Raw genomic sequence first — 12187 nt, 5'->3', positions numbered from 1 at the left:
GGCCCGTGTCGCTGCGGCCCATGCTGCTTTGGTGGAAAGGGACAGAAGGACGCAGACGGGGCTGATTCATTTATCCGGAGAAGATGTGGAGTGAAGCTTAAAAGGTTGGTTATATGCGGCAGGATGCCGTTGGTAAAGGAGCGGGAATGGAGAGAAAAGTAATATTTCATGTGGATGAATGTGGCAGGTTTGAAATGGCGGCGGGGAATATACATAATATGTGTAGTTTTTACCGGGGAAGGGAAATTCCGGTGGTAATAGAGCTTTTGTTGAATGGGGAAGCTGTCCGGGCGGCTGCTGCAGCGGCTCCAGAGGCGGAGGGGTGCAGGGAGCTGCTTCGGGAGGAAGGTGTTGAAATAGCAGTGTGTAATAATGCGCTTAGGAAAAACGGGATTGCAGCGGAGGAACTGACGGAGGGGGTCAGGGTGGTTCCGGCGGGGGTGGTGGAGCTTGCGGAAAGGCAGTTTCAGGGTTATGCTTATATCAGGCCTTAGTATTTTCAGGAGCGGCGGTCAGAGAGCTGCTGCGGGGGAGTTAGGTCAGATAGGACGGAATAATCAGGAGAAGTCAGGGACGGATAGTTGGGGCAGGGCAGCTGTGACAGGATAAATGGAGCAGGATAATCAGGGCAGGAAACAGCGGGCGGTTAATGGAGGGATAGTGGTTATGAAGGAAATCAGGAGTGAATCGAAGCTCACTTTTTTTGAGGCAACAAGCATTATTGTGGGGCATGGAGTGGGATCCGGTATTTTGTCGGTGCCCTTTCTTGCGTCCAGAAACCGTTGGTATGATATTCTCTGGATTATCCTTTTGGTGTACGGGATTAACCTGGTGATGCATTTTATGATAGCGGAGCTGTCCTACAATAATGGCGGGGCACAGTTTATTAAGTGCTTTGAGAAGGAGCTTTTTGTGGGCAGGATGAAAAAGGCGGCGACCTGGTTTGCCTTCGGGCTGCTGGGCTTTTCCGTGGTGGTGAACGTGAGCGGGTTTATTGCCGGGGCTTCGGCTGTCTTTGAGGCCTGGTTCGGCCTGCCGTCCGCGGCGGGGATGCTGCTGTTCTATGTGCTTGCGGCGAGCGTGGTTTATATCGGTATGAAGCTGGTGGGAATCTGTGAAAAAATCGCGGTATTCTCCATGGTGGGGGTTATTGGAATTCTGTTTATCGCAACTTTGATTTCCGATGTCAGCCCTCTGCCGGCCAGTTTTGTTTCTGCTTCCAATCTGCTGGCGCTTTACAGCATGGTATCCTTCTCTCTTTCCGCGGTGATGTCCGTGCCGCAGGTGGTAAAGGGGCTGAATGGGGACAGGAATCAGATTATGGGTTCCATTGCGGCAGGTACGGGAATCAATGTGGGGCTGATTCTGCTGATTACCTTTATGACGCTTCTGGGGGCGGGCAGCGGGGTGACGGAAAACGGCGCGCTGGTGGATCTGTCCCTTCATCTGGGCGGCTGGGTGAGTATTATCGGATATATTTTCTCCCTGCTGGCTCTTGCCACATCTTTCTGGGCCAATACACTGAACCTGCGTGATATCGTAAATGAGCAGACCGGCTGGGGTGTGAAAAAAAGCTGGCTGGCCGCTTCCCTTCCCTGTCTTGTTATCGCGCTTATCGGCGTGGAGAGCTTTGTGGGCTTTACCAGGCTGGCCGGTGTGGTGCAGGTGCTGACGGGAATCGGTATTATCATTGCTTATAACCGTTCCAGAAAACATGAAGGGAGCAGTCTTATCTGCGGAAGGCTGGGGACCATACCGTTCCAGGTTATTGTGGTGGTCAGCTCCCTGCTGTCCACTATAGGATCTTTGCTTGCGGTTTCGTAAGAATTATTAAGCGGGAGGACAGGATAATGGCCGGATTGAATGAAATCTGCATTACACAGACGGCGGCAACGGTTTTAGCCCTGCTGGGTGAAAAAAAGGGGGCGGAAATGGCGGAGCCTGACAGGCGGGTGCTTGCGCAGGCGGAAAAGCTCTATGGCGCAGGGGGCTGCGATCGTGTCTTTATGTACCATCCGGATGCGGTGGCGATGTGGATTTATGAAAAATACAGGGCGCATTTTGCACAGCTGGAAAAGCGGGCGGCGCTCAGGCTTCCCATGCGTTCCGTTGTCCCGCCGGTCACGCCGGTGGCCTTCGCTTCCATGTACAGCGGGCTGCAGCCGGCGCAGCATGGGATTATGAAATATGAGAAGCCGGTGCTTGGGGTGGAAACTGTTTTTGACAGGCTGCCGGAGGCAGGGAAACGCGTGGCGGTTATTTCCACGCAGGGGGACAGTATTTCCCTGATTTTTCTGGAAAGGCAGGTGGATTATTTTATCTATCCCACAAAACAGGAATGTAATGAAAAGGCGATGGGGCTGATTGCTGAGGATACTTACGATCTTATCGTTCTGTATAACGGGGATTATGATTACTATATGCACCGCAGGACTCCGGAAGGAAAACGGGCGCTGCAGGCTCTTGATGAGAATATCAATACCTGGTGCGGCATTTACGACAGAATCAGGGACTGCTGGACGGGACACCGTACCGCGCTGGCCTTTGCCCCGGATCATGGCTGTCACCGGATGCTTGGCTTCCTTGGAACCCATGGGAAGGAGGAGCCTTGCGATATGAATATCATGCATTTCTATAGCTTTCTTCAGGAGCGGGCGGAACCGTAGGCTGCTTTGGCGGCATCGGAAGCTTTGGCCGCTACTGTTGCTCCGGCGGCTCCTTCTCTGCAGCAGACTTCCGGAATTCCCTGGGAGAGACACCGTAGGCATCCCGGAAAACCCGGGAAAGGTGCGCTGTGGAGGTAAAACCGCATTTTTCCGCAATCTGGCTGAGGGGCAGCCGGGTGTCCAGGAGCAGCTGGTGTACCTTGGAAAGCCTGACGTTGTATAAGTATTCCAGGAAAGTGGCCCCGGTGGCGCTGCCAAACAGGCGGCAGAAATGGTAACGGCTCATATGGACCAGTCCGGCCGCGGCATCCAGGGTGATGTTTTCCTGATAATGGGTGTTGATATAATGGATAACGGATACGATTTCAGGCTGGATGCTTTTGCCGTCCAGAGTATCCTGGGCGCCTGCGTCCTCCAAAAGCTCACCCAGCAGTACCAGCAGCTGCAGGATGACGGAGCAAAGCAGCTTTTCTGCAAGAAAACCGCTTCTGTTATGGCAGGCATCCGCTTTCTTAAAATGTTCCAGCACTTCGGCCGCCTGTGCGTCGGATAAATGCAGCACACAGGAATCCAGTTTATGAAGCAGCAGGCGTGTTTCCCCTTCGGTAAGCAGGGAATGCAGTACCGGAACGGGAAGATTGATAATATAACGCTCGTAGGAGTCGGATTCCCGGCTCTCCGTATAATGAATCTCAAAGGGCTTGAGGATATACAGATCCCCCGGCCTCAGGGTATAGCGCACATCATTCAGAATCAGGGTCCGATCCCCGGATATCTGCAGGTAAATCTCATAGGTGTCATGATAATGCTGTACCTTCATATCACTTTTTTCCGGCTTCCGGATATATTCCACCAGAAATTCTTCATAGGGCTCAAAGGCTGTGTGAAGCATCCTTTTTTCCTCCTGGAAAACATACTGGAATGCAGATTTTCCGTTTTTTTTCCGGCTGTCAGCCGCATTGCCGAAGCATGGGGGAAGCCGGATAAACTTTTACATCCGTATTATATAACCCCAAAAAATAAAGAGCAATATCTGAACGGTTCTTTTATAAAATAAGCATTTATTTTGCTGTATTCTTATTTCTTGCGTGCTAGTATAATGCTATCGGACAGTAAGTGCGAAGCGGTTGGGCAATTACTGAACAGTGAGAAAATATTTGGAGGATGAGTATTATGAGGTATACGGACAACGGAGCGGAGGACATTAAAATCGCCTATATCGGGGGAGGCTCCCGCGGCTGGGCATGGGGGCTTATGAGCGACCTGGCGGCTGCACAGGATATGAGCGGCAGTGTATTCCTGTATGATATCGACAGGGAAGCTGCGGCCAGAAATGAATGCATCGGCAACAAAATGAAGGACTTGAAGGAATGCAGATCCGCGTGGAATTATAAAGCGGTGGAAACTATGAAGGAGGCGCTGACAGGGGCGGATTTCGTAGTGATTTCCATTATGCCGGGCACCTTTGACGAAATGGAAAGCGATGTCCATGCCCCGGAAAAATTCGGTATTTACCAGTCCGTTGGGGATACCACGGGACCGGGGGGCCTTATGAGGGCGCTGCGCACGATTCCGATGTTTGAAGAATTTGCCGCAGCCATCAGGAAATACTGCCCGCAGGCCTGGGTCATCAATTATACCAATCCCATGACGGTATGCGTGAAGACGCTGTACCGCGTATTTCCCAAAATCAAGGCCTTTGGCTGCTGCCATGAGGTATTCGGAACCCAGAAGCTTCTGGGCCTGGCGCTGGAGGATATCAAGGGCATCCAGGGGGCGCAGAGAGAGGATATCCGGGTAAATGTGGTGGGAATCAATCATTTTACCTGGCTTACGGCAGCGCAGTATAAGAATATGGATCTGTTCCCCATCTACCGGGAGTTTGCATTGAAATACAGGGATGAGGGCTTCGGGGAAAAGGCGGATGAAAACTGGCTGAACCGTTTCTTTGACAGCCGCGAGCAGGTCAAGCTGGATCTGTTCCTTAAATACGGCGCGATTGCAGCGGCGGGCGACAGGCATCTGGCGGAATTCTGTCCCGGCTCATGGTATCTGAAGGATGAAGAAACCGCACATTCCTGGGGCTTTAAGCTGACCCCGGTATCCTGGAGGAAGGAAGATCTGAAGAACCGTCTGGCCAGGAGCGAGCGGCTTTACAAGGGCGAGGAGGAAATGACGATCAATCAGACCGGTGAGGAAGGGGTGCAGCAGATGCGTTCCCTGCTGGGCCTGCGCGATCTGGTGACCAATGTGAACATACCCAACTGCGGCCAGATTCCCAACCTGCCGCTTGGCGCCGTTGTGGAAACAAATGCGCATTTCAGCGCGGACTCTGTCCGGCCTGTATTTGCCGGGCCGGTACCGCAGAGTGTGTACCCGCTTGTAAGCAGGGTATGCGGTATTCAGGAAATGACCGTGGAGGCCGCCATGGGCCGGGATCTGGAGCTGGCGTTCCAGGCCTTCTGTATGGACCCCAATATGGAGCTGGGTCTTAAGGATGCCAGAATATTGTACAACACAATGGTAGAAAATACTGCGAAATACCTCACAATGTACCAGTAGGACAGGTTTGCCGAGGGTTTCCATCAATAAATCAACACAAATAATTTATATTATTCAAATAAAAAGGACTGTGGCTCCCCCACCTTTAAATTACTATTACGGTTAAGGGAATCACAGTCCTTTTTAGTCCTCCAATCTTTTATCCCACTATTTAGTAGTGGTATTCAATATTCTTCCGGCCAGCCAGTGAGGTGCCAGCCCTGGGACCGAACATGGCTGGCACCTCACTCCTCCCCCCTGCCAAAAGAATTATGGAATTTCCCTCCCAATTATGTTAGGATGATAAAGAAAATATTTCAGAGGAGGATTCAGATGAGCATAAGAATTGGCATATTAGGCTATGGAAACCTGGGCAGAGGCGTAGAATGTGCGATTAAGCAGAACCCGGATATGGAACTGGCGGCAGTATTTACAAGACGCGCGCCGGAATCCGTCAGGATTCAGACACAGGGCGTTCCTGTCTGCAGAATTGAAGATGCGGTGCAGATGCAGGATAAAATCGATGTCATGATTCTCTGCGGCGGAAGCGCCACGGATCTGCCTGTGCAGACACCTGAGTTCGTGCAGTATTTTAATGTAATAGACAGCTTTGACACCCATGCGAAGATCCCGGAACACTTTACGGCCGTTGACGAGGCGGCGAAGAAGAGCGGAAAGGTAGGCATCATTTCCTGCGGTTGGGATCCGGGCATGTTTTCACTGAACCGCCTGTACGCAAATGCGGTACTCCCGCAGGGTAAGGATTATACCTTCTGGGGCAAGGGCGTCAGCCAGGGACATTCCGATGCCATCCGCCGGATTGAAGGGGTAGCGGATGCAAGGCAGTACACCATTCCCGTGGACGAAGCGCTGGCCAGCGTTAGAGCCGGAGAAAACCCGGAGCTGACCACCAGGCAGAAGCATACGAGAGAATGTTTTGTAGTAGCGCAGGAAGGAGCGGATAAGGCGCGTATTGAAGAAGAAATCAAGACGATGCCCAACTATTTTGACGAATACGATACCACCGTACACTTTATCAGCGAAGAGGAAATGAAGCGGGATCACAGCGGCATCCCTCACGGCGGCTTTGTCATCCGCAGCGGTAAGACAGGCTGGAATGAGGAGTTTGGAAATGTGATTGAATACAGCCTCAAGCTGGATTCCAATCCGGCCTTCACTTCTTCCATACTTGTGGCTTTTGCAAGGGCGGCATACCGTCTGGCAGAAGAAGGACAGTCCGGCTGCAGGACAGTATTCGATATCGCGCCCGCCTATCTGAGCGCAAAGAGCGGTGAGGAACTGCGCAGAACCATGCTGTAAGCGGAAGAAAAAGATACATGCAAATTGCCTGGATACAGGCCGGATGGCCTGAAAAAGGGCGCGGAAATTACTGAACCCGGAGGATTGATGAATCTTCCGGGTTGTTTTTTTGAAGTATGATACCATATATAGTGAATTTGTTCTTTTTTTCTGTATCCCCGGTTTCTGACATGCGCCGTGTTTCCTGTCCTTTCAGATGCAGGAAGTGTCTGGGCCATCCGGGGTATGGCAGGATGGATTTTGGGGTTTGCAGATTCGGTTAGCCCTGTGCGGAGGATGGGGCCTGCGGCGTACCCATCTGGCATAAAGGGTGATATCTCCGGTACTGCCCTGGGGGATTACCGTGACCTGTCTGCCTCCCCCGGGAGCATTATACCAGCCGGAAAAACGGAATCCGGTGCGCTCTCCGGGTGGCAGCAGCCGGATATCAGGAGAGACGGCCGTATAGGATTCCGGATTGGGATGGGAGCTTCCCTCCAGATTTTCATAGCGGATAGCATATACAATGGGAATCAGCCAGACCTGCGTCTGATTTCCGTTCAGCCTTATTTCCCAGCCATCGAAATCCTGAGGCGGTTTCCGGAAGGCATCGGCATCCTGCTGCGTAAGAGTGGTATGTGGGGGAGTGCCTTCTCCGGCAATGACAGGCTCTCCCTCCGGATTGGGTGATACATATCCGGAATTGTCCAGCTGTATTACGGACCCGGAATCCAGTCCTCCCTGAAGGAAGACCACGGCGTCACGATCTTCAATATAAAAACCATTGGTTATATCCCTCAGCCCTTCAATATAGAATTCTCCATTATTATAAATTCCCGGCGCATAGGACGAGGCCCGGTTCTCCCCGCCTTTGCCCAGCGAGGCCTGGTTCAGCTTATAGACCTGGGAGCCGATATCGTTGTATATTCCGCCGCCCACCCCCGCCTGATTCAGAAAAATATCACCGCCCGTAAGGATGGCTGTGCTGCCGCCGTGGTTCCACAGGCCGCCTCCCTGTCGGCGGGCCGTATTGGAGTGTATGCTTCCGCCCGACATATCCAGCATGGAGCCCTCCGCCAGGCTGACGCCACCCCCGGACTGCAGGGCGCTGTTCCCTGAAATATCCGTTCCCGGCCGGATAAGTAGCCGCCCCGGAATACAGCAGATGCCGCCGCCGTGACCGCCGAAACCATTTTCTTTGGCATCGGCCCGGTTATTTTGGACGAGCACTTTGCCCTGAAGCGTAAGCGTTCCGTTTGCCGTATTGCAGTAAATACCGCCCCCGTTGCCGATATGGCAGGTATTATTAGTGATGGAGGACGCATCTGTAATCAAAAGGGATGCGCCGCCTCCTCCGTTCCAGATGGCGCCGCCGCTGCTATTGATAGCGGTATTGCCTGAAAATGTGCTGTTTTCCACGGAGGTATCCAGCGTCCCGCTGCCGGAAAAGAGGCGGAGGGCGCCGCCCTCGTAGCCGGCCGTATTGGTGAGCAGCCTGGAATTTATAAAACGGACGGTTCCGGTGCTGCCGTTGCTGTAATATATGGCGCCGCCGCTGTTGCCGGCCTCATTTTCCGCAAAACGGCAGCCATCCGAGAGAAAAAAGGTTTCGGCCTCACTTCCCAGGAGGATTGCGCCGCCGCTGCCGGAGGAGCGGTTGGAAAGGAAGCTGCTGTCGGCGGCAGTGAAGGAACAGGCGGACAGGCCGGCATACAAAGCGATGGCCCCGCCGGAGGCCGAGGCCTGATTTCCCTCCAGCAGACAGCTTTGAAGATGGATTTCGGAGGGGTGTGCCAGGGAGCGGTTCTGAAGCCACAAACCGCCGCCGCTGCCGGAGGCGTCTGTGGTGGCTGTATTTTTTATCAGGCTGCTGTTTTGGGCGGAGAGGGAAAAACCTGCGTCGGAAAGCAGATAAAGCATTCCTCCTGTACCGGCCGTATTTTCCCTGAATACGGTACCGTCGATGCTGATGGAGACGGGCTGCAAAACTGCTGTCAGACAGACTGCACCGCCGTTATTGGAGGCCCTGTTTGCCGATATCGGAGACGTGGTGGATATTTCAAGCCGATCTCCCGCATTGGCGCTGTAGAAGTAAACGCCTCCGCCATGATATGCGCTGTTCCCGGCAAGCAACATGCTTCCTGTAAGCTTCAGAAGCGAGGATGCCGCCCCGCCGCCGCGATAGCCGGAAAAAAAGATGCCGCCGCCGGAGGAAGAAGCGCTGTTCCCGGTAATTCTCACCTCATCGCCTATGGTCAGGGAAATGCCTGCGCCCGATGTGAGGGAATGGCAGCAGATACCGCCGCCGTTTGCCGCCGAATTATTCGCAATGACTGCGTGATCTGAAAACTCCATACGATCATTGGAGGTCCCGGGAAACATGGCGGCAGCGCCGCCGGAGGTTTTGGACACACAGCCTGTAATCCGGGAATTGCCATTCATTACAAGTAAATTGGCCAGGGTGGGGGCAGCCTGGAGACAGACGCCGCCGCCTTCCGCCGCAGAATAATTGTTCCGCAGGATACAGCCGTCCTCCAGATAGAGAGAGCCGCCGTTTACGCAGATCAGAGAACGGTTGGCGCTGTCGGATGCGGGATGGGAAGCCATATCCCCGTCCAGAATAATGTTGTTCAGATGCAGGGAAGCCCCCGATGCGACACGGAACAGGTTTTGGCTGTGGCCGGCGGCTTTCGTCAGAGCAAAAACATCCGGGAAAAGACTGCTTATGGTAACGTCACGGCCGACTTCCAGTTGATTTGTAACAGGGATGTCGGCCGTCAGCTGAATGGAAGGGTCTGTTCCGGCAAGCGCTGCCGAAAGTTCGGATTCATTGGAAACCTGTGCCATAGGATATCACCTTTTTTTACATAATACCCTATTGTATGCAGGAGGCGCATAAAAAGAGCCAGTTTCAGGGGAAAACAGAACAAGCAGGGGGAGTGCCCGGAATGGTTTCAAAATAGAGCAACGGCCGAAGCCCGGGGTGTGAAGAATAATGATGGCGAACTGAGCAGCAGATGTAAAACAAGATGGTAAAACCTGACGGACTGTGCTAGAATAAAACAAAAGCCGGCCGGCAGCATATCCGGGAGAATATTTTCCGGCCTGACGGGGAGTCCCCGCCGGGAGTTAGAAACAGTGGGCATGCAGAATACTGCATGCAGAATCCTGCACCCGTAATCCGCTCCAAAGTACATCCGCACACTTCCGTGTGCACACCGCCTTCGGCTGTACATTTCCGCAGCTTACGGTATCGGTGTATTGTGCCGTCCGGCTTATCAAAGCTATGAGCAACGCGTGAGGATAAAAGAGGAACTGCATGGGATGCTCACATGCGGTTCCTCTTTTTGATTTTTACCGTGAAAATATTTTCCATGCTGTCAAGTATTTTTATTGTCCCTGTTTTTCACGAAAGGAGGAGGCTCCTGTATGTCAAATTCGCAGCTTTGGAAATACTGTACCAAAGAACAATGCCAGGACTTTATCCTTTCGCTGGATCTTGTCCCTCACAGCGCCGGTATGAGCAGGGAAAAGCAGCTTGCCTGTCTTTATATGCTCAGCAACCGTGGTGCGGAGAATTACCATAAGGAGATTCTGACAAAAAAGGATGGCGGGACAAGGACGCTTATGGTTCCCTGCAGCCTACTGAAGGCCGTGCAGCGCAATATCCTGCACCATGTGCTGGAGCAAAGGCCCGTATCGGATTGCGCCAGGGCCTATCGGAAAGGCACGGACATCCTGGCCAATGCCGGGCCGCATACCGGGAGAAAGCAGGTGCTCAAGCTGGATATCAGCCATTTTTTTGACAGCATTCTCTTTCCCAGGGTTATCAGCGCCGCCTTCCCGGATACGCTGTTTCCTCCGGCCGCCGCCGCTCTTCTGGCAAATCTGTGCTGCTGCCGGGAACGCCTGCCCCAGGGCTCTCCGGCTTCCCCGGCCATCTCCAATCTGGTGATGCGCCCCTTTGATGAATCCATGAGGCGCTGGTGTGAAGCGAGACAGATCGTATACACCAGATACTGCGATGACATGACCTTTTCCGGAGATTTTGATCCCGCCGCTGTCTATCATAAGGTAAAAAGCTATCTGGAGGCGATGGGATTTTCCTTAAATGAAAAGAAAACAAAGCTCCTGAAGGACGGCGTACGCCAGAGTGTGACGGGAATTGTGGTCAATGAAAAGCCCCAGGTCTCCAGGGATTACCGTAAAAAACTGCGGCAGGAAATCTATTACTGCATGAAATATGGCGTAACAGGGCATCTTGAAAGGCTGAGGGAGAAGACCGGGAATGCGGTGGAGGAGCAGAGGTATATATGTTCTGTCCTTGGAAGAATTCAGTTTGTGCTGCAGGTGAATCCGGAGGACAGGGAATTTGCGGAATACTGCAGGATATGGAAGGAGCGGTTTGTAAAATAATCGGAAAAAGGGGACTGCGTATTGAGGTATTATATTGCGGATCCGCATTTTTATCATAATTCGTTGAATTATAAGATGGATAAGCGGGGATTTGAAAGCGTGGAGGCAATGAATGAATACATGCTGAGACGGTGGAACCATAAGGTGCGGATGAATGATGAAGTTGTTATATTAGGGGATTTGTCGGCGGGAAGTGCGGAGGAAACAAACCGGCTGCTTGACAGGCTGAACGGCCGCCTTTACCTGATATTGGGGAATCATGACCAGTTCCTTGTGGATAAGCATTATAATTCCGCCCGGTTTGAGTGGATAAAGCCCTATGAGGAGCTGAATGACAATAAGCGGAAGGTGGTGCTGTGCCATTATCCGATTATGTGTTACAATGGACAGTATCTTCTGGATAAGGACGGGAACCCCAGAACCTATATGCTTTACGGCCATGTGCACGATACCCACGACCAGCGGCTGGTTGAGATGTTCCGGGAGATTACGATAAGATATCCATCCAAAAATCCGGATGGGGAGGAGCAGAAAATTCCCAGTAATATGATCAATTGTTTTTGTATGTATTCCGATTACGAGCCGCTTACATTGGATGAGTGGATTATCTGCAACCGAGGCAGGGGAAAATGAGTATTTAATTCAGGCTGTTATAAAGGCCACGCAGTATTACGGCGGGCCGTAAATATAAAAGGAGGGTATTTTTTATGGAAAAACAGTTTAAAGGGGTGGCACATGCAGCATTTAATGTGTCGGACATGGATAAGGCGGTTCAGTTCTACCATGATGTTTTCGGCTTTGAGAAAGCGTTTGAGATGGCGCATCCGGTGACAGGGGAGCCGTGGATTGTATACCTCCATGCCGGTGGCAGCCAGTTCATTGAACTATTCTACGGAGGGGTTAACCCTCAGGAATATAAGGACGGCAACATCGGTTATTCCCACATCTGCTTTGAGGTTGCGGATATTAACAAAACCGCGGAGCAGATTGTAAAGGCGGGAGCCGTACTGGATTCGCCTGTGTCTCAGGGGCTGGATAAAAACTGGCAGTGCTGGACCCATGATCCGGACAACAACCGGATTGAACTGATGCAGATGGAGGAAGAATCCCTGCAGAACCAATTCTTAAGAGAACATAAACTGTGACGGAAGGGAAAACCTGATGCGGCGCGCTTGCTGCATCAGGTTTTCTGCTCCTCCCGGCAACCCTCCATTATAACACCAGACTGTTCCGGTTATGCTAAGGTAATACCGTAAGGAGGCGCT

10 protein-coding genes are annotated in these 12187 nt (G+C 52.4%); 8 read left to right on the top strand and 2 right to left on the bottom strand.

Annotated features, from left to right (window positions below; all coding sequences use genetic code 11):
* The first annotated feature begins 146 nt into the window (after positions 1 to 146).
* The 3 genes from DXC51_RS09660 (at position 147) to DXC51_RS09650 (ending at position 2666) form a co-directional block, all read left to right on the top strand.
* A complete protein-coding gene (locus DXC51_RS09660) occupies positions 147 to 494 on the top strand; it encodes a DsrE family protein (protein ID WP_044914196.1) in 348 nt (115 codons plus the stop codon).
* Between the two features lie 172 nt (positions 495 to 666).
* Positions 667 to 1824, top strand: a complete 1158-nt coding sequence (locus DXC51_RS09655) for an aromatic amino acid transport family protein (RefSeq protein WP_021634175.1) — start codon at positions 667 to 669, stop codon at positions 1822 to 1824.
* A 26-nt stretch (positions 1825 to 1850) separates the two neighbouring features.
* The gene (locus tag DXC51_RS09650; protein ID WP_117544383.1) at positions 1851 to 2666 is read left to right on the top strand and encodes an alkaline phosphatase family protein; all 816 of its coding nucleotides are present in this window, start codon (positions 1851 to 1853) and stop codon (positions 2664 to 2666) included.
* 31 nt (positions 2667 to 2697) lie between these two features.
* On the opposite strand, the gene DXC51_RS09645 is transcribed toward DXC51_RS09650, so the two are convergent.
* Entirely contained in the window at positions 2698 to 3558 is an 861-nt protein-coding gene (locus DXC51_RS09645; protein WP_117544382.1) for an AraC family transcriptional regulator, read from the bottom strand.
* A 281-nt stretch (positions 3559 to 3839) separates the two neighbouring features.
* Between DXC51_RS09645 and DXC51_RS09640 the strand changes: the two genes are divergently transcribed.
* The gene (locus tag DXC51_RS09640; RefSeq protein ID WP_117544381.1) at positions 3840 to 5228 is read left to right on the top strand and encodes a family 4 glycosyl hydrolase; all 1389 of its coding nucleotides are present in this window, start codon (positions 3840 to 3842) and stop codon (positions 5226 to 5228) included.
* A gap of 312 nt (positions 5229 to 5540) precedes the next feature.
* Positions 5541 to 6527: a diaminopimelate dehydrogenase gene (locus DXC51_RS09635; protein WP_102286764.1), complete on the top strand. Its 987-nt coding sequence runs from the start codon at positions 5541 to 5543 to the stop codon at positions 6525 to 6527.
* 192 nt (positions 6528 to 6719) lie between these two features.
* Here DXC51_RS09635 and DXC51_RS09630 read toward each other — a convergent pair whose 3' ends face one another.
* Positions 6720 to 9353: an InlB B-repeat-containing protein gene (locus tag DXC51_RS09630; protein WP_117544380.1), complete on the bottom strand. Its 2634-nt coding sequence runs from the start codon at positions 9351 to 9353 to the stop codon at positions 6720 to 6722.
* Positions 9354 to 9935: 582 nt separating this feature from the next.
* Between DXC51_RS09630 and DXC51_RS09625 the strand changes: the two genes are divergently transcribed.
* The 3 genes from DXC51_RS09625 to DXC51_RS09615 all read left to right on the top strand — a co-directional run bounded on the left by DXC51_RS09625 (position 9936) and on the right by DXC51_RS09615 (position 12067).
* On the top strand, positions 9936 to 10922 hold the full coding sequence (locus DXC51_RS09625) for a reverse transcriptase family protein (RefSeq protein ID WP_025487737.1): 987 nt from the start codon (positions 9936 to 9938) through the stop codon (positions 10920 to 10922).
* 21 nt (positions 10923 to 10943) lie between these two features.
* Complete coding sequence (locus DXC51_RS09620) at positions 10944 to 11555, top strand: metallophosphoesterase (RefSeq protein WP_035320765.1); 612 nt, start codon at positions 10944 to 10946, stop codon at positions 11553 to 11555.
* A 74-nt stretch (positions 11556 to 11629) separates the two neighbouring features.
* Positions 11630 to 12067, top strand: coding sequence for a VOC family protein (locus DXC51_RS09615; RefSeq protein ID WP_117544379.1), 438 nt, complete (start codon positions 11630 to 11632; stop codon positions 12065 to 12067).
* Positions 12068 to 12187 lie beyond the last annotated feature (120 nt).

This window comes from Eisenbergiella massiliensis (assembly GCF_003435485.1).
Note: the sequence above shows the minus strand (reverse complement) of the source record. Positions and strands in the feature narration are given on the sequence as shown.